Source organism: Aliiroseovarius sediminilitoris (assembly GCF_900109955.1).
GTDB classification, from domain to species: Bacteria; Pseudomonadota; Alphaproteobacteria; order Rhodobacterales; family Rhodobacteraceae; genus Aliiroseovarius; species Aliiroseovarius sediminilitoris.
The window spans coordinates 1,583,285-1,601,515 of the sequence record NZ_FOJB01000001.1 but is presented as its reverse complement, the minus strand read 5'-3'; the positions used below and the strand labels follow the sequence as shown (position 1 = coordinate 1,601,515).

At 59.1% G+C, this 18,231-nt stretch carries 17 protein-coding genes; 9 read left to right on the top strand and 8 right to left on the bottom strand.

Annotated elements, in window-relative coordinates:
• Positions 1-67 precede the first annotated feature (67 nt).
• The 4 genes from bcp to BMY55_RS07900 all read left to right on the top strand — a co-directional run bounded on the left by bcp (position 68) and on the right by BMY55_RS07900 (position 3,429).
• The gene (bcp, locus tag BMY55_RS07915) at positions 68-550 is read left to right on the top strand and encodes a thioredoxin-dependent thiol peroxidase (protein WP_245744683.1); all 483 of its coding nucleotides are present in this window, start codon (positions 68-70) and stop codon (positions 548-550) included.
• The gene (locus BMY55_RS07910; protein WP_091429723.1) at positions 547-1,419 is read left to right on the top strand and encodes a ferritin-like domain-containing protein; all 873 of its coding nucleotides are present in this window, start codon (positions 547-549) and stop codon (positions 1,417-1,419) included. Before bcp ends, BMY55_RS07910 begins: the two co-directional genes overlap by 4 nt.
• 203 nt (positions 1,420-1,622) lie before the next feature.
• Positions 1,623-2,927 (top strand): M23 family metallopeptidase, encoded by a 1,305-nt coding sequence (locus BMY55_RS07905; protein ID WP_091429721.1) that lies wholly within the window; start codon positions 1,623-1,625, stop codon positions 2,925-2,927.
• The gene (locus tag BMY55_RS07900; protein ID WP_091429720.1) at positions 2,917-3,429 is read left to right on the top strand and encodes a bactofilin family protein; all 513 of its coding nucleotides are present in this window, start codon (positions 2,917-2,919) and stop codon (positions 3,427-3,429) included. The genes BMY55_RS07905 and BMY55_RS07900 overlap by 11 nt, the downstream gene beginning before the upstream one ends.
• 90 nt (positions 3,430-3,519) lie before the next feature.
• On the opposite strand, the gene BMY55_RS07895 is transcribed toward BMY55_RS07900, so the two are convergent.
• Positions 3,520-4,308 (bottom strand): DUF2189 domain-containing protein, encoded by a 789-nt coding sequence (locus BMY55_RS07895; protein ID WP_091429718.1) that lies wholly within the window; start codon positions 4,306-4,308, stop codon positions 3,520-3,522.
• A gap of 261 nt (positions 4,309-4,569) precedes the next feature.
• Between BMY55_RS07895 and BMY55_RS07890 the strand changes: the two genes are divergently transcribed.
• Positions 4,570-5,316 (top strand): lytic murein transglycosylase, encoded by a 747-nt coding sequence (locus tag BMY55_RS07890; protein ID WP_177179379.1) that lies wholly within the window; start codon positions 4,570-4,572, stop codon positions 5,314-5,316.
• Here the strand turns inward: BMY55_RS07890 and prfB are convergent, their stop codons facing one another.
• The 6 genes from prfB to BMY55_RS07860 all read right to left on the bottom strand — a co-directional run bounded on the left by prfB (position 5,317) and on the right by BMY55_RS07860 (position 12,871).
• Positions 5,317-6,444, bottom strand: coding sequence for a peptide chain release factor 2 (prfB, locus tag BMY55_RS07885; RefSeq protein WP_091429714.1), 1,128 nt, complete (start codon positions 6,442-6,444; stop codon positions 5,317-5,319). It abuts the gene before it with no gap.
• A 90-nt stretch (positions 6,445-6,534) separates the two neighbouring features.
• The gene (locus BMY55_RS07880) at positions 6,535-7,644 is read right to left on the bottom strand and encodes an ABC transporter ATP-binding protein (RefSeq protein WP_091429712.1); all 1,110 of its coding nucleotides are present in this window, start codon (positions 7,642-7,644) and stop codon (positions 6,535-6,537) included.
• Positions 7,645-9,303, bottom strand: a complete 1,659-nt coding sequence (locus tag BMY55_RS07875; RefSeq protein WP_091429710.1) for an alpha-amylase family glycosyl hydrolase — start codon at positions 9,301-9,303, stop codon at positions 7,645-7,647.
• Positions 9,304-9,306: 3 nt separating this feature from the next.
• Entirely contained in the window at positions 9,307-10,443 is a 1,137-nt protein-coding gene (locus tag BMY55_RS07870; RefSeq protein ID WP_091429708.1) for a carbohydrate ABC transporter permease, read from the bottom strand.
• A complete protein-coding gene (locus tag BMY55_RS07865) occupies positions 10,440-11,435 on the bottom strand; it encodes a carbohydrate ABC transporter permease (protein WP_091429706.1) in 996 nt (331 codons plus the stop codon). Before BMY55_RS07865 ends, BMY55_RS07870 begins: the two co-directional genes overlap by 4 nt.
• Positions 11,436-11,518: 83 nt before the next feature.
• Complete coding sequence (locus BMY55_RS07860; RefSeq protein WP_091429704.1) at positions 11,519-12,871, bottom strand: ABC transporter substrate-binding protein; 1,353 nt, start codon at positions 12,869-12,871, stop codon at positions 11,519-11,521.
• Between the two features lie 304 nt (positions 12,872-13,175).
• On the opposite strand from BMY55_RS07860, the gene BMY55_RS07855 reads away from it, so the two are divergent.
• From BMY55_RS07855 to BMY55_RS07840, 4 genes are read left to right on the top strand one after another with little or no spacing between them, the layout of a single operon-like run.
• Positions 13,176-14,216: a LacI family DNA-binding transcriptional regulator gene (locus tag BMY55_RS07855; RefSeq protein ID WP_091432185.1), complete on the top strand. Its 1,041-nt coding sequence runs from the start codon at positions 13,176-13,178 to the stop codon at positions 14,214-14,216.
• A gap of 42 nt (positions 14,217-14,258) precedes the next feature.
• A complete protein-coding gene (locus BMY55_RS07850) occupies positions 14,259-15,593 on the top strand; it encodes a GH1 family beta-glucosidase (protein WP_091429703.1) in 1,335 nt (444 codons plus the stop codon).
• Complete coding sequence (locus tag BMY55_RS07845; RefSeq protein ID WP_091429701.1) at positions 15,590-16,549, top strand: glucokinase; 960 nt, start codon at positions 15,590-15,592, stop codon at positions 16,547-16,549. Before BMY55_RS07850 ends, BMY55_RS07845 begins: the two co-directional genes overlap by 4 nt.
• A gap of 39 nt (positions 16,550-16,588) precedes the next feature.
• Positions 16,589-17,245: an NnrU family protein gene (locus BMY55_RS07840; RefSeq protein WP_091429699.1), complete on the top strand. Its 657-nt coding sequence runs from the start codon at positions 16,589-16,591 to the stop codon at positions 17,243-17,245.
• On the opposite strand, the gene BMY55_RS07835 is transcribed toward BMY55_RS07840, so the two are convergent.
• Positions 17,220-18,194, bottom strand: a complete 975-nt coding sequence (locus BMY55_RS07835; RefSeq protein ID WP_091429697.1) for a GlxA family transcriptional regulator — start codon at positions 18,192-18,194, stop codon at positions 17,220-17,222. The genes BMY55_RS07840 and BMY55_RS07835 overlap by 26 nt on opposite strands.
• Positions 18,195-18,231 lie beyond the last annotated feature (37 nt).

The window sequence follows — 18,231 nt, the reverse complement described above, 5'->3', positions numbered from 1 at the left end:
GATGCGAAACGGCATAGAAGGAAAGTTCGGGAAACACTAGTGACACAGCACAGGGAATGCCAAGAGAATGACGGATAACATGCTGAAGGCAGGCGATATTGCGCCGGATTTCACGCTGCCACAGGATGGCGGAGCGCCCGTGGCATTGTCACAACTCGCCCCGGCGCCGGTGGTGCTGTATTTCTATCCAAAGGACAACACGCCCGGCTGCACCACCGAGGCGCTTGATTTCTCGGCCCTTCTGCCCGAATTTCGGGCGCTTGGCACGAAGGTTTTCGGTGTTTCGAAAGACAGCCTGAAAAAGCACGAGAACTTTCGCACCAAGCAGGAGCTCAGCGTGCCGCTTCTGTCGGATGCCGACAGTGATGTCTGTGAACGCTACGGCACCTGGGGTGAGAAAAAGAACTATGGTCGCACGTATATGGGCATCACCCGCGCCACGTTTTTGATCGGGCCTGACCGCAAGATTGTGCAGGTCTGGGACAAGGTAAAGGTAAAAGGCCATGCGGACGAGGTTCTGGCGGCCACGCGGGCATTGGTCAATCAATGACGGGCCTGTCCCGCCCATTGGCCGAAATGGCAGATGCGGTGTTGCGTACGGCAGACGGACGCGAAAAGACCGCGCTGGCGCGCAAACACGCAGCCGAATGGTTCGCGGCGCGCCAAGCCGGTGCGATCATCGCACCGCTGACCAACCGCGATCAGATCATTGGGGCGGCCACACCGCCTGATTTCCCCGCCCGCCCTGACAGGCCCGAGTTGAAAGACCCGCGCGACGTGCCCCGCCGCCGCCCCGGCAGCCGCGAGGGTCAGATCGCGCTTTTGCACGCTGTCGCGCATATCGAACTGAACGCGGTCGATCTGCATTGGGACATCATCGCGCGGTTCACCGACACGCCGATGCCGCTGGGTTACTATGACGATTGGGTGAACGCAGCGGACGAAGAAGCAAAACATTTCAATCTTGTAAGCGATTGTCTTGAAGCATTGGGAAGTCACTATGGCGCGCTGGCCGCCCATGCTGGCATGTGGCGCGCCGCCGAGGATACAGCGGGCGATCTTCTGGGGCGGCTCGCCGTCGTCCCCATGGTGCTTGAGGCACGCGGGCTGGATGTCACACCGGGCATGATCGAGGTTTTTCGCAACGCCAAACTGGACGACACGGTGGCCGCCCTCAAGGTGATCTATGCCGAAGAGGTTGGTCATGTCGCCTATGGATCGAAATGGTTCCACTTTCTCTGCGGGCGTCACGAGCTGGACCCGAAAGAGACATTTCACGGCCTTGTGCGCACCTATTTCCGCGGTGCACTGAAGCCGCCCTTTAACGAAGAAAAGCGCGCCGAAGCAGGATTGCCACCTGATTTTTACTGGCCTCTGGCCGAAAGAACCGCAACCCAATCACGCGGCACGCCAGACTGATCCGCATCGCTGATCCGGCACCCGTCGGCAAAATCTCGCTCGAAACCACGACAATTGTTGAGGAATTTCAAAATTCCTTGCGTGAATGTATCACCCGCGTTAATCACCTCGGGTCTGAGGGGGGTCGCCACGAGAAGCTGGACTGCCCGCAGACAAGGGATCAAAGGGATGAATTCGGGGCTTCAGACTTGCATATCAGCTTGATGTATAAGGTTAACCACCTACTAGAACGCGTATTCCCGGAACAGCGGTTGTTCCTGCGGTCCGAAACGGGCACGCGGTTTATCCGGTTGTCTCCGTTGACGCAGGCACTTGGCTGGACTGGCTCAGCCGCGTTCATTGCCTGGTCAATTATTGCCACCGCTGTATTGCTGATGGATTCCATCGGTTCCGGCAACATGCGCGATCAGGCGCAGCGCGATAAACGACTGTATGAGCAACGTCTGCAAACCCTGTCCGAAGAACGCGACGCCCGCGCCGCCGAAGCCGCCGCCGCGCAGGAACGGTTCAACCTCGCGCTTGGCGAGATTTCCGAGATGCAAAGCGAATTGTTGGCATCGGAAGAGCGCCGCAAGGAGTTCGAGACGGGCATCGGGGTGATCCAATCCACATTGCGTCGCACGATGGGTGAGCGTGATGACGCCAAAGATAGCCTTGAAACTATGCTGGCCGAGGCCAAGGAGGATCAGGCCACAGGTCGGCCTGGTGCAGCCCCCGTTCAAGCCGATACGACGCTTGCCTTTCTGACATCCGAGCTGTCGCGCACCGCCGCCGAGCGTGACCTTGTCGCGCAGAATGCCGTGGAAGCCGAACAGTTTGCTCAGAACATGCTGTACGAGGCCCGCTTGCGTGACGAGCGTAACGATCAGATTTTCCGCCAGCTTGAGGACGCCGTGACGATCTCGCTGGAACCGCTGGACAAAATGTTCGCCAAGTCAGGCATGTCGGTCGATCGTATCCTTGATCAGGTCCGTCGTGGCTATTCCGGTCAGGGTGGTCCGCTGACGCCGATGATCCTGTCGACACGTGGTCAAGGCCCCGACCCGGATGCAGAACGCGCCAACAATATCCTGAGCGAATTGGACAAGATGAACCTGTATCGCATCGCCGCGCAGAAGATGCCATTTGGGATGCCGGTGAAAGATGGGTTCCGTTTTACCTCGGGCTTTGGATCGCGTTGGGGCCGTATGCACAATGGCACGGATTTCGCGGCCCCTATAGGCACCCCGATCTATGCCCCTGCGGACGGCGTCGTGATCAGCGCCGGCTGGAGTTCAGGCTACGGGCGGCTTGTCAAGATCCAGCACGAGTTTGGTATCGAGACGCGTTATGCCCATCAATCGCGCTTAAATGTACAAAAGGGACAAAGGGTCTCGCGCGGGGATAGAATTGGTGATATTGGAAACTCCGGGCGATCAACCGGACCGCATCTTCACTATGAGGTGCGCGTCGGTGGCAAGCCCATCAACCCGATGGTCTATATCAAGGCAGCAAAAGATGTTCTCTAAAAGCAGGATCAATGAACCCGGCCCCAAAACCGGTGACAAGGAAACCAAAACCGAGGCAAAGGCTGACAAGCCAACTTCCTCTGCCCCGGCCGTTCCACCCGCACCATCATCGGCAGCCGCAAAAGTCAAGCCGCCGGTATCCACCCTGTCCTCGGACCTTGTCATCAAGGGCGATATCAAGTCGACAGGTGACATTCTGGTTGAAGGCACCGTCGAAGGTGACATTCGCGCCCATCAATTGACCATTGGCGAAACCGCCACCGTCAAGGGTGAAGTCATCGGCGATGACGTTGTGATCAATGGTCGCATCATTGGCCGTCTGCGCGGTTTGAAAGTGCGCCTGACCTCATCGGCCCGTGTGGAAGGCGACATCATCCACAAGACCATCGCCATCGAAAGCGGTGCACATTTCGAAGGCTCCGTGCAACGTCAGGACGATCCTTTGGGTGGCGCAAAACCCGCACCGCAAGCTCCGGCAACGCCGAAATCAGGCAACAGCTGATCTGGTTTCTACTGTGGACCCGACAAGGCCGCCCAATGGGCGGCCTTCAATTTTGTGCGCATTGTCTAACGAGGGCGTTTGACGATCCGCTTAATCCTCGAAGCTCATGACGCGACGATAAAGATGCCACGTGGCATGACCCAGAACCGGCAGCACCACGAACAAGCCAAGGAAAAACGGCAACATCCCAAGCAGCATGAGACCCGAAATCATAAGCCCCCAACCCACCATCGGCACCAGATTTTGCAGCACGGACTGGAAAGAAAAGATCATCGCGGTGATGAAATCCAACTCGCGGTCCAGAAGCAGCGGCAGGCTGGTCACGGTCAACGAAAACAGACAGAACGCCAGCACCGCTCCGACCGCCGTGCCCACCACCATCATCGTGATGCCGTTTCGGTTCAAAAGCGCATCCTGCCAGTTCGAGGTGATATTGGTCAGAGGCTCCAGCCCCATGAAGATCGCGAACACCAGATGGGCCACGAACACCCAGAACATGAAGATCATGATGATCACCATGGCAATGGACGGAAACTGCCGATCTTTCTGATTGAACACGACCCCCAGCACCTGTGCCCAGTCCAGTGGTTCTCCGGTCTCCAAGCGCCGGCTGACCTCGTACAGACCAACCGCAAGGAACGGGGCCAGCAGTGGAAACCCCAGGGCAACCGGAATGATCCAGTAGCTTTGGTCCAGAACGTCCAGCTGAAGATATATCACGATCCCCATGATCACATAGAAACCTGCGAAAAACAGTCCAAAGGCTGGTGCACGCGAAAAGTCCCGCATCCCCGCTTTCAACGCCGCAATGACATCTTTGAAGCCGATGATTTCGATATTCGGCGGCGCAGAGGCCTCCAAATGAGTTGAGTCAGACATATCACCTCCATGCGCCTGTGGTTATTCTGCTTTCGCGCGTGGAATGAGTGTTGCGACTAGCGCACGATCCGTCAAGTTTCTGAATGTGTTAAACGTCGGGTTCCCCCCACATCGCACTGTTCAGCACCAGCATCACGCAAGCAAAGCCTTTACCAACAAGGTAAAAATCATACTATTGAAAGAACCGAACGAAGGATTTTCTTCATGTCTATTTTCAGAACGCTTACCTCAGCCGGATTTATCTTCACATTGGGCACTGGCATGGCCATTGGTGCCACCTGCGGCAATAACGCCAGCGGGTTCGAAAGCTGGAAGGCCGCATTTGCCAAGGACGCCAAGGCGGCAGGGGTTGGACAGCGTGGGTTACAGGCGCTGGCCGCCGCGCAATATTCAAGCTCGACCATCCGCGCTGATCGCAATCAGAAATCTTTCAAATACTCACTGTCAAAATTCATGCAGGTGCGTGGAGCCGACACGATTGTGGCCCAAGGCCGCAAACGCAAGGCGCGCAATCCGGGTTTCTACCAGGCGCTTGAAAAAGCCTATGGCGTGCCTGCCGGTGTCTTGTTGGCCATCCACGGGATGGAGACCGGGTTTGGCGGCTTTATGGGTGATACGCCGGTGGTGTCCGCGATCACCACGCTGGCCTATGATTGCCGCCGCCCGCAGTTTTTCACCCCCCATGCCATTGGGGCGCTGAAACTGGTGGATCGGGGAACGATCACGGCCAACACACGCGGCGCGAAACACGGTGAATTGGGCCACACGCAGTTCTTGCCAGGCAATGCCTATAATTACGGCGTGGATGCCTCCGGCGATGGTCGGGTCGATCTTTACAACCTTGCCGATGCGCTGGCCTCGACCGCGAATTTCCTGCGCAAAAAGGGCTGGAAACCGGGCAAAGGCTATCAGGAAGGTCAGACCAATTTCAAAGTGATCCGGCAATGGAATGCGGCAACCGTTTATCAGCAGGCGATTGCGATCATGGCCGCGCGGATCGACGGCTGATCATTCGTCCGCGTTGGCCTCGGCCCGCGATTTGCCCGCCACATCCTGCGCCAGAACGGCGGCCATGAACGCATCCAGATCACCATCAAGCACGCCCTTGGTGTCCGAGGTTTCGTGCCCGGTGCGCAGGTCTTTCACCATCTGGTAAGGCTGCAAGACATAAGACCGGATCTGGTTGCCCCACCCCGCATCACCCTTGTTTTCATGGGCGGCGTTGATCGCTTCGTTCCGCTTGTCCAGCTCCATTTGGTACAATCGCGACTTCAGGGCCTTCATGGCGATATCGCGGTTCTGGTGCTGAGACTTTACCGAACTGGTGGTCACAATGCCGGTCGGGATGTGGGTGATCCGCACCGCAGAATCGGTCGTGTTCACGTGCTGCCCACCCGCACCGGACGACCGATAGGTGTCGATGCGGATGTCGGATGGGTTCACCTCGATCTCGATATTGTCGTCCACCACCGGATAGACCCAGACCGAGCTGAAGGAGGTGTGCCGCTTGGCCGCCGAGTCATAGGGCGAAATACGCACCAGACGATGCACACCGCTTTCCGATTTCAGCCAACCATAGGCATTGTGCCCGGAAATCTTATAGGCTGCTGATTTGATCCCCGCCTCATCGCCCGAGGTTTCGGATTGCAATTCGACCTTATAGCCCTGCTTTTCCGCCCAGCGGACATACATGCGCGCCAGCATTGACGCCCAGTCGCAGCTTTCCGTGCCGCCGGCACCTGCATTGATCTCAAGAAACGTGTCGTTCGCATCCGCTTCGCCGTCCAGCAGCGCCTCAAGCTCGGCGGCGGCGGCTTTCTTGGTCAGCTTGGCCAGCGCGGCTTCGGCATCCGCGACAACCTCGGCATCCTCCTCCATTTCGCCCAGTTCGATCAGGTCGATATTGTCCTGAAGATCCTGCGCCATAGCTTTGTAACTGTTGACAGAATCCAGAAGCCCCTGCCGCTCACGCATCAGCTTTTGCGCGCGGTCCGGGTCGTTCCACAGATCCGGGTCTTCGGTCATCGCGTTGAATTCCTCCAACCGATGTTCCGCCGTGTCCCAACCGATCCGCTGACGCAACAGCGCCAGGGATTTTTCGATTGCGTCAACGTTGTTCTGAGCCTCTGCCCGCATCGGTGCGTCCCTTGTCCGAAAACCTGCCCCCGCAATATCAACAGGGGCGCGGATGGGCAAGACGTGGCCGCGTGCGGACAGGCGAAAGGGTCATCCCCGCATCGTCACGCCGTCATGGAAAATTTGCAGCTTCGACGGGTCGGCGGTCAGCTTCACCGTCTTGTTCTTCAGATCAGCATGGATGCCGGGCACCTTGGCGATCAGGTGGGTTTGATTGGCGCTATCCGCCCCCTCGCCCACCGACATTTCCGAAGGGATATAAAGCAATGTGACCTCGCCCAGCGCCTCGACGATCTCGACCCTGCCGGTGAAAATCGCGTCACCGTCTGTCTGCACGAAATCCTCGGGCCGGATGCCAAGATTGACCTGCTTGCCCATATCGGCCTCGGTCGTAGCAATATCGGTGCGCGCCACGCCGCCTGCGTCCAGCGTCACCTCGGTCTGTGCGCCGGTTGCGGTGATCTTGCCGGGCAGCAGGTTCATGGCGGGCGAGCCGATGAACTGCGCCACGAACTCGGTGCGGGGACGTTCGTAAAGCTCCAGCGGGCTGCCGACCTGCGCGATGCCTTTATTGGCCAGCACCACGATACGGTCGGCCAGCGTCATCGCTTCGACCTGATCATGGGTCACATAGATCATCGTGCTGTCGGGCATCGCCTCTTTCAGCTGCGAAATCTCGATCCTTGTCGCGACACGCAAAGCTGCATCGAGGTTCGAGAGCGGTTCATCGAACAGATAGACCTTGGGGTCGCGCACGATCGCCCGTCCGATGGCCACCCGCTGACGTTGCCCACCCGACAATGCCTTGGGCAGACGGTCCAGATAGGGTTCCAACTGCAAGGCCTTGGCGGCTTTATCGACCGCCGCGTTTATCTCGGCCTTCGGTTTCTTGGCGATATTCAGGGCAAATGCCATGTTATCGCGCACAGTCATGTGCGGATAAAGCGCATAGGATTGAAACACCATCGCGATCCCCCGCTGGCTGGGCGGCACGTCATTGACCACCTGGCCGTCGATGGTCAGCGTGCCATCGGTGATCTTTTCAAGCCCTGCAATCATGCGCAGAAGCGTGGACTTGCCGCAGCCCGAGGGGCCGACGAATACGACCAGTTCACCGGTCTTGATGTCGAGGTTGATGTCCCCCAGAACGTTTACATTGCCGTAGGTCTTCACGACATCCGTCAGTTTCAGATCGGCCATTTACTTGTCCCCCTCGGGTTTCATCACCAACGACTGCCACGCACCCAGAACGCAAGACGCCCCACCCGTCACGGCGGTTTCCGCACCATCCACCACGCACCAATTGCCGTCCGGCATCGTGACGGCCTGATCTTCGTCACTGAGGTTGAACGCACACCACAGCGTTTGATCTTCGGTCCGGCGTAAAAAGCTCAGGGCACTGCCGTCGATCAGCAGTGCCTCCATCACCCCGTGTGCCAGCGCGGGATGGGCGTTTCTCAAAGCGATGACATGGCGGTAATGATGCAGCAGAGATGTCTCATCCTGCTCGGCCACAGCCACCGCATGGCGCAGATGTTCGGGCGCGACCGGAAGCCACGGCTTGACGGCTGTTGTAAAGCCGCCCTGACTGTTCGACGCCTCCCAAACCATGGGCGTGCGGCACCCATCGCGGCCCTTGAACTCGGGCCAGAACTCGACCCCGTAAGGGTCTTGCAGATCATCAAAGGACAGCTCTGCCTCGGTCAGCCCCAGTTCCTCACCCTGATAGATACAGGCCGAACCGCGCAGGCACATCAGAAGCGTCGCAAACAGTTTTTGTGCGTCTTCGGTCAGGTTCCAGCGGCTTGCATGACGCATCACGTCATGGTTGGAATAGGCCCAGCACGCCCAGCCATCCTTGGCCACTCGCGCGACATGATCCATCAGATCGGCAATGCTGGCCGCATCCGGACGATCGCCCGACAGCAGCTCGAACGCGTAGCACATCTGCACCAGATCGTCCCCGGCAGTGTATTCGCCCATGATTTCCAGCCCGCGTTGGGCATCGCCAACTTCGCCCACGGCGGCGGCACCATAGGGGTCCATCGCCGCGCGCAGCTTGCGCAGGAAGTCCAGCGTTTCGGGACGGTTTTTGTCGTAAAGGTGTTCCTGATGGTTATAGGGGTTCACCGCAGGCGCGATCGAAGCGTTGCGTTTTTCAGGTGGCAGCGGGGGGTTGTCGCGCAGCTTGGCATCATGGGTATAGAAATTGATCGTATCCAGCCGAAAGCCATCCACACCACGTTCCAGCCAGAAGCGCGCCACGTCCAGCAATGCCTCTTGCACGGCGGGTTCGTGGAAATTCAGGTCGGGCTGTGACACAAGGAAGTTGTGCATGTAATACTGGCAGCGCCGCGCGTCCCACGTCCAGGCCGAGCCGCCAAAGATCGACAACCAGTTGGTGGGCGGCGTTCCGTCCGGATTGGCGTCGGACCAGACATACCAGTTGGCTTTATCATTGTCGCGATCCGCACGGCTTTCGACAAACCACGGGTGCTGGTCCGAGCTGTGGCTCAACACAAGGTCGATCATAATTTTCAGACCCAGCCCATGCGCGGTTTGAACCAGCGTATCGAAATCAGAAAGCGTGCCGAACATCGGATCCACGTCGCGATAATCGGACACGTCATAGCCGAAATCCTTCATCGGCGAGGTGAAGAAGGGCGAGATCCAGATCGCATCGACGCCCAGGCTGGCGATATAGGGCAAGCGGCGCGTGATCCCACGCAGATCCCCGACCCCATCGCCGCTGTCATCCTGAAAGCTGCGCGGATAGATCTGATAGATCACCGCGCCGCGCCACCAGTCAGCCCGTTTGTCCAGATAGGTCAAATCGCATTTCGCGACAGTAGCATTCATGTCTCAGCCCCCTTTGACCGAGCCGGCCAACAGGCCGCGCACAAGATAACGTTGCAGCGAGAAGAAGACGGCAATTGGCACCGCAATCGAAACGAAGGCCGAGGCCGCAAGGATTTCCCAATCCCCGCCGCGCGACCCAAGAAGGTCGACGATGCGCCCGGTCATCACAACCTGATCCTCGCCGGTTCCCAAGAACACCTTGGCCACCAGCAGGTCATTCCAGACCCACAGGAATTGGAAGATCGCAAACGAGGCCAACGCCGGAAAGCTGAGCGGCAGGATGATCTTGCGGAAGATTGCAAAATCAGAGGCGCCATCTACGCGCGCACTTTCGATGATCTCGCCCGGCAGCCCGGCCATATAGTTTCGAAGCAGGAACACCGCCAATGGCAATCCGAACCCGGTATGGGCCAACCAGATGCCGATATATCCCTTTCCGATCCCGACGGTGTTGTGGAGTTTGAGAAGCGGGATGAACGCGACCTGCAAGGGCACAACCAGCAAGCCCACGATGCCCGCGATCAACAGCGCGCGTCCCGGCATTTCCATCCACGCGAGCGCATAGGCGGCGAAGGCTGCGACAAGGATCGGGATGATCGTCGCGGGGATCGTGACCGTCAGCGTGTTCAGAAGCGCCTTGCCCATGCCTTCGGCAAACAACACCTCCCGGTAATTGTCCAGCGTGAAGCCAGGTGGGCTTTCGGCGCGCACAAACAGGCGCTGTCCGCGATTGCCCGACGGTTGCTCGGCATAGGTGATACGATAGTCGCCATTGGACTCGACCGTTATCTGCTGGCCGCTTGCGTGAGTCGCGACCTCGCCGGGGGCAAAGGCCTCGGGCTCGCGCGAGGTGATGCCGAAAGCGGTGACATCACCAGCACCGCTGTCGAACACATTGCCCGACACGACCCAGACGGTGCCCTCCTGAACCGCATTGTCCGGCGCATCCGCGCGCACGATGACATTCTGCTCCGAAGCAGACAAAGCCGTCCACCAACCCGAGGTCGAGATCGCGTCTCGATCCCGAAACGAACTGACCAGAAGGCCGAAGGTCGGGATAATCCACAGCAGGACCAGAAACCCAACCGAAAGGTTGACCGCCCATGTCAGACGGGATCGTGTGCCAGCCATTTCCATCAGCGGGTCTCCTTATGGGCGTTTGATATGTTCCAGACCATGACCGGCGTCACCAGCAGCATGATCACCATGACAATCGCTGACCCGCGCCCGAAATCCGGGGTTCCGCGGAACATCCAGTCATACATGAGGTTGGCCAGAACCTGCGTGCCCCACTGGCCGTTGGTCATGGCAAAGACGATGTCGAACACTTTCAGGACGGTGACGGTGATCGTGGTCCAGACCACCGCAATCGTGCCCCATATTTGCGGGATCTTGATCTTGAAAAAGATCTGTAATGCGGTTGCGCCGTCCAAATAGGCCGCTTCGATGGTCTCTTCGCTGATGCCCTTCAGGGCCGCCGACAGGATCACCATGGCAAAGCCCGTCTGGATCCAGATCAGGATGATCATCAGGAAGATATTGTTCCAGAACGGCAGCGTGATCCAGGTCTGCGCTGTGCCGCCCAACGCTTCGACAATCGCGTTCAGCAGACCGATCTGTTCGCCCTGATTGTCACCGCGATAGTCATAGATGAATTTCCAGATGACCGAGGCACCCACGAAGCTGATCGCCATCGGCATGAAAATCAGGCTCTGCGCGATTGATCCCCATCTGATGCGGTCGGTCAGCCCGGCCGCAACCAGCCCGAAAAAGGTCGACGCCGCGGGCACGATGACCAGCCACAGCAGGTTGTTGCCAAGGCTTTCGCGGAACTTGTCATCCCCCGCCAGCCATGTGTAGTTGTCTGCCCCCACAAATGCGCCGCGCGAGTCACGCATCGACAGGAAGAAGGTCGAGAACACCGGATAGACCAGATAGAGCGCCAGAACCAACAGTGCGGGAAAAACGAACAACCATGGCCGGATCGCGTTGGCCTTGTTGATATTGGCCCCTGCGTTCGGGCCTGAAGCCGGATACACCCGATCCAAAATAATGTTCGAGAAATAGAAGTAGGCGACGCAGCCAAAGACACCCACGATGATGGTCGAAACCGCGAAAAGCAACTGGTCCATAGCCCCCTCCTTCCACCGCCCAGCGGTGCGTAAAGTGGTTGCCCCGGCACCGGTTCAGGTGCCGGGGCGACGATCGAAGATGATTACTTGATCGACTCCCAGGTGGCCTGGATGGACGCAGCGACTTCGGCGGCGTCTTTGCCGCCCGCGTAATCCACCATGCCTGTCCAGAACACACCGGTCCCGATGGCCCCAGGCATCAGGTCCGACCCATCAAACCGGAACGTGTCGGCATTCAGCAGGATATCGTTCATCTTGGCCACGGTCGGATCGGTGTAGACGTCGGTATTGACGCCCTTATGCGGGGTCAGGAAGCCTTTTTGGGCCATCCATATCTCATGCGCGATCGGAGATTTCAGGAATTCCATGAAGGCTTGCGCCCCTTTGGAATCGCTGGTCACACCCCAGACCGTGCCTGCGCCCAGAACGGGTTTGCCAAGGTCTTTTTCGGCATAGGCCGGGAAATAGAAGAAATCCGCATCAACGCCCACTTCGGTGCCGTCCGGGAAGAAGGTCGGGATGAAGCTGGCCTGACGGTGCATGTAACATTGCGGCGGCGAGGCGAACAGGCCCTGCGGGCTGTCGCGGAAATCGGTCGTCGCAACCGCACCGGCCCCGCCGGACACATAGGCGTCATTGCGCGCAAACGCGCCGAATTCCTCGATCGCGGCGATCACTTTGGGATCGTCGAAGGGCAACTCGTTCGTCGTCCAGGCGTCATAATCTTCGGGCGTGTTGATGCGCAGCATCATATCCTCGACCCAGTCGGTCGCGGGCCAGCCCGTCGCCCCGCCGGACCCCAGACCGATACACCATGGCACTTCGCCATCGGCCACGATCTGATCGGTCAGCGCCTTCAGTTCTTCCATCGTCTGCGGCACGTCATAGCCCGCATCCTCGAAGTTTTCCGGCACATACCAGACCAGCGACTTCACATCGACCTTGTAGAAGAAGCCATAAAGCGCCTCGGTCCCATCGCTGCCCGCATAGGTGCCAAGATCAACCCAGCTTTGTCCAGCGGCATAGTTGTCACGTATCCAATCAGCGGTTTCCGCAGGCAATGGTGCCAACAAGCCCTTCGAAGCCAGATCGGCCGCCAGACCCGGTTGCGGGAAAATGGCGATGTTGGGCGGGCTGCCTGCCTCGGTATCAATGACGATCTGCTGTTCGAAGCTGTCTGACCCCGAATATTCGACATCCGCACCAGTCGCGTCCTCGAAATAGTAAATGACGCTTTCAATCAGCTCTTTGTCCGGGCCAAGCCACGGACCCAGGATCGAGATCTTCTCGCCCGACAGATCCATGGATTTCAGGGCCTCGAAGCTGTCCCAGCTGAACGCGCCCTCGCCCGGTGCGAATTTCAGATGACCATCGGCATGCGCCATGCCAGCCGTCAGCGCCAACGCTGCCGCGCTTGCGTAAAATACGTGTTTCATTATTCCTCCCAATGGCCCAGATGGACCTCCCAGGTTTTGAAGCCGTCCAAACGACCCCGGCGCCTGCTGCGCCTGATGAATTCACCAAAACCGTTGGATAACAGATTCGCCATTCCTCCAAACCGCTTTGAATGCTTCAAAGTCGCGCAGAAATCGTCACCTGTCAACATTGCTGTTAGCGCAAACCAATTTTGGCGGATATTCCTTATTTTCAATGTTAAATGTAATTCTTCCTTTGACGCTGTCGCCGCATCTGCGTAACGTAGACGATATTCAAACCGCTTTGGAACACTGCGCGACCACGATGACACTGAAAGAACTCTCGGATATTCTGGGCTTGTCCCCCACCACCGTCAGCCGTGCGTTGAACGGGTATCCGGAAGTATCGGAAGCCACGCGAAAAAGGGTTGCAGCCGCGGCGCGCGAACATGGTTATGCGCCAAATACGCGGGCCCGATCTCTTGCAACTGGCCGCGCCATGGCCATCGGTCATGTGATCCCCATCAGTTCGAAGCATGAAATGGTAAACCCCGTCTTCGGTGACTTCATCGCCGGCGCGGGCGAGGTCTATTCCCGCAACGGATATGACATGTTGCTGTCTGTTGTCCCGGATGCGGATGAAGACGATGCCTATCGCAGTTTCCTGACCAAACGGAATGTGGACGGCATCATCCTGCACGCCCCCACCCTGAACGACCCGCGCATACCACTTTTGAACGCGTTAGGGCTGCCCTATGTCGTGCATGGGCGCAGCTCCAACACGGACGCGGCCTATGCCTGGGTGGATGTGAACAACAAGCGCGCCTTTCAGCGGGCAACAGAGTTTCTGCTGGATCTGGGGCATCGGCGTATCGCCCTGGTCAACGGGCTTGAACATATGGATTTCGCGATCCGCCGCCGCGCAGGTTACGAGGCGGCGTTGACGGCGCGCGGGATCACCCCCGACCCGGACCTGATGTTCGCAGGCGAAATGACCGAGGCACAGGGACACGATTTGACCCGCACCCTTCTGGCCCAGCCCAATCCGCCCACGGCCATTCTGGTCAGTTCCATGATCACCGCCATCGGTGTTCGGCGTGGGATCGAGGAACTGGGGCTGCGCATGGGGCGCGATGTGTCGCTGATCACCCATGATGATGATCTGAGCTATTTCCGAAACGGCGCTGACATCCCCGTTTACACCGCCACACGCTCGTCGGTTCGGGATGCCGGGCGCAAAGCGGCACAGATGTTGATCGACATCATGCAGCGGTGCGATACACCCCGTGAAATACTGCTTGAGGCAGACCTGACATTGGGCCTGTCGACCGGCCCTGCCGCCCCGATGCACGCAGAGGCTGGCTGATCCGGCCCACACCTGTAGAACCCACACTAGAAAGAGATCAAGATGCTGCCACATCGCACTGATTTTCCAAATGGTTTTCTGTTTGGCACCGCCACATCCGCCTATCAGATCGAAGGCCATTCCAAAGGCGGTGCCGGGCGCACGCATTGGGACGATTTTGCCGCCACGCCCGGCAATGTGGCAGGGGCGGAAAACGGGGCCGTGGCCTGTGGGCATCTGGATCGCTGGGCCGAGGATCTGGATCTTGTGCAAGACGCCGGGTTCGACGTCTACCGCTTCTCAACCTCTTGGGCGCGGGTGCTGCCAGAGGGGCGCGGCACGCCCAACGCGGCGGGATTGGATTTCTATGACCGACTGGTCGATGGGATGCTGGAACGCGGCATCAAGCCTGCCGCGACGCTGTATCATTGGGAACTGCCATCGCCCTTGGCTGATCTGGGGGGCTGGCGCAACCGCGACATCGCGAACTGGTTTGCCGATTTCACTGAGGTCATCATGTCCCGTATCGGGGATCGTGTGTGGTCCGCCGCGCCGATAAACGAGCCATGGTGTGTCTCGTGGCTCAGCCATTTTGACGGCCACCACGCCCCCGGCCTGCGCGATATCCGCGCCACGGCGCGCGCCATGCACCACGTGCTTCTGGCCCATGGCCGCGCAATCGAGGTGATGCGTGGCTTGGGCATGTCGAACCTTGGGGCGGTCTGCAATATGGAATACGCCGCCCCCGTAGATGACAGCCCCGGCGCGCAAAAGGCCGCCCGGGTGCAGGATGCGATCTATAACCGGTTCTTCCTGTCGGGCATCACCAAAGGCACCTATCCCGACGCGGTGCTGGAAGGGATCGAGCCACATCTGCCCGATGGATGGCCGCATGACTTCCAGACGATCACCGCGCCCATCGACTGGATCGGGGTCAACTACTACACCCGCAAGATTTACGGCCCGGCAGAAGACCCGTCCGCCCCGTGGCCTGCAACGCGCGAACATGACGGCCCCCTGCCCAAGACCGCCATGGGGTGGGAGGTCTACCCAGAAGGGCTCACCCATTTCCTGAACATGGTCGCGTCTGAATACACCGGCGACCTGCCGATCTATGTTACCGAGAACGGCATGGCCGGGCTGGTCGAGCGTAAGGGTGATGCGACCGACGACCCGGACCGCACTGCCTATCTGGCCGCTCACATGGGCGTCGTGCAGGACGCCATCACAGAGGGTATTCCGGTAAAAGGTTACTTTACCTGGTCGCTTCTGGACAATTATGAATGGGCCCTGGGCTATGCGCCGCGCTTCGGGCTGGTCCATGTCGATTTCGAAACACTCGAGCGCACGCCAAAGGCGTCCTATCATGCACTCAGAAAGGCCTTGTCGCGCCCATGACCTCATTTTCGCTTGTCGCCGATGTTGGCGGCACCAATACCCGCGTCGCCCTCGCCTGCGGCACGGAACTATTGACCGACAGCATCGTCAAGCACCGCAACGCCGACTATGCCGGGCTTTCGCAGCTTTTGGCCGCCTATCTGGCGGGTCAAGGCACCCCCCCCTGCAAACGGGCAGCGGTTGCCATCGCGGGACCAGTCAAGGACGGCGCGGGGCGGTTGACCAATCTGAACTGGGAAATCGACAAAGACACGCTGGCCAAGCTGTCAGGCGCAGATCGCGGCGCGGTGATGAACGATCTGCAAGCACAAGGCCACGCGCTTGGGCATATTGCCGACGAAAATCTTGTCACGCTGAAACAGGGCGCGGACGAGAACCCGAATGCCGCGATGCTGGTGATCGGCGTTGGCACCGGGTTCAACTGCGCCCCGGTGTTTCAGACCGCCAAAGGACGGTTCGTGCCCCCCTCCGAGGCCGGACATCTGACATTCGCCGCACGGGGCGCGGACCAATGGGATCTGTCGCAGTTTCTTGAGGCACAACTTGGCCATGTCGGGGTCGAGGACATCTTGTCCGGCCGCGGGTTGGAGCGGTGCTATGCCTGGGCGTCGGCCAGATCGGGGGACAACAAGACCGCCACCGCCGCCGAGATTTTTGCCGCCGCCGACGCTGACGACCCAGTGGCGGTGCGTGCCATAGGGGCCTTCGTCACCGCCTTGGGCAGTGTGACAGGCGATCTGGCCCTGACCCTTCTGCCCTTTGGTGGCATCTACCTGATCGGTGGCATGTCCCGCGCAGTGGCCCCTTGGTTTGACCGGTGCGGGTTTGATGCCGCCATGACCGACAAGGGCCGGTTCGGCGATTTCCTGAACGCCTTCTCGGTCCGTCTGGTCGAAGACGATTATGCCGCACTGTCGGGCTGTGCGCATTTTCTGGCACGTTCCGACAATCAGTAATAAAAGGCCAACCGAAAACAGCAGCAATCGGAGACAGCCATGATCGGATGGGGCGGGTATATCCTGGCATTCACCGTGTTCTTCCTGACGCATTCCATCCCGGTGCGCCCGGCGGTGAAATCGCGACTGGTCAAGGCGTTTGGGCCGCGCGGCTTCACAGCCGCTTATTCGGCCCTGTCCATCGCCGTTCTGGCACTGGTGATCGTGGCCGCCGGACGCGCGCCCTTTGTCGGCTTGTGGGATTGGGCACCGTGGCAAAACCACGTGACGCTGACCGTGATGTTTCTGGTCTGCGTAATTGCCGCACTGGCCATCGGCCGCCCCAACCCCTTGTCGTTTGGTGGCGCGAACAACGACCGCTTCGATCCCCACCACCCCGGCCTGATCGGCTGGATGCGCCATCCGTTGCTGGTTGCCTTGTTCCTTTGGGCCTTGGGGCACATGATCCCAAACGGAAATCTTGCCCACGTGATCCTGTTCGGCGTGTTCGCAGGCTTTGCACTTTTGGGAATGCGGATCATTGACCGGCGCAAGAAACGCGTCATGGGACAAGCGCAATGGGCACGGCTGGCAGATACAAGACGCGGGATCACAGTGACAAAAAACGGTCTGATCCGCATCGCTGCTGCGGTGGCTGTCTATGCTCTTTTATTGTCGCTGCACGGCCCGATCATCGGTGTCGAACCTCTGCCCTGACCGGAGCGTTGCGTGCAATGTCACGCGGTGTCTTTCCGAACTCTGCCCGAAAGGCGCGGCTGAAGGCGCTGGCGTCGCTATAGCCTACGCGCAACGCAACCTCTGAAATTGACAACCCTCCATCGGCCAACATTCGTCGGGCGGCATTCAGACGCAAACGGCGATAGACCTGCTGTGGTGAGGCGCCGAAATGACGGTCGAACCGCTGTTCCAGATCGCGCTGACGACAACCCGACCGGCGCGCCAATTGCGGTATCGTCAATGGCGCTTCGATATGGGCTTCCATCTCGCGCAGGCAGGTCTCGACCCGTCGATCCCCACGCACCTGTGTCAAGGCGTGTGGCGTGGCCATGCTGTCGGACATGAACAATTGCGTGATCTCCAAGAGCAGTGCCGCCCCGTGATATTCTTTGATCAGATCACAGGTCAGTTCATAGGCCGCCATCCCGCCGCTGCATGTGATGCGGTTGCGATCCTGCACCCAGCGGGCCCGTTCAACTTCGATGTTGGGAAACCGCTCGGCGAACGCATCAAGCAGATCATAGTGAATGGTGGCGCGGCACCCGTCCAGAAGCCCCGCCGCCGCGAGCAGCCACGCGCCGGTATCGACCCCTGCCATGGTCTTAAACCGCGCCGCCAGTCCGCGCAGTATCTTTGCATTGTCCAGCGTGACATGGCTTGGATAGTCATAACTGGCCACAGCTAACAAAAGATCACCACGCCCCATATCCGACAGCCGCGCCGTGGGCATCACCGGCAACCCGCTAGAGCTATGAACGACGCCGTGACCTGGTGTGCAAATCTGCCATTCATAGGCGTTCCGACCCAACAACATATTCGCCGCCCGCAACGGCTCCAGCAGGTTGGCAAGCGCGAGATTGGAAAAGCGGTCGAACAGCAAAAAGCTGATGATGTGGGGTTTCGTGTAGGATTTCGACCAACTCTGCATAGTTTTGCATAATTCCGCACATCACGCGCGTCAATCC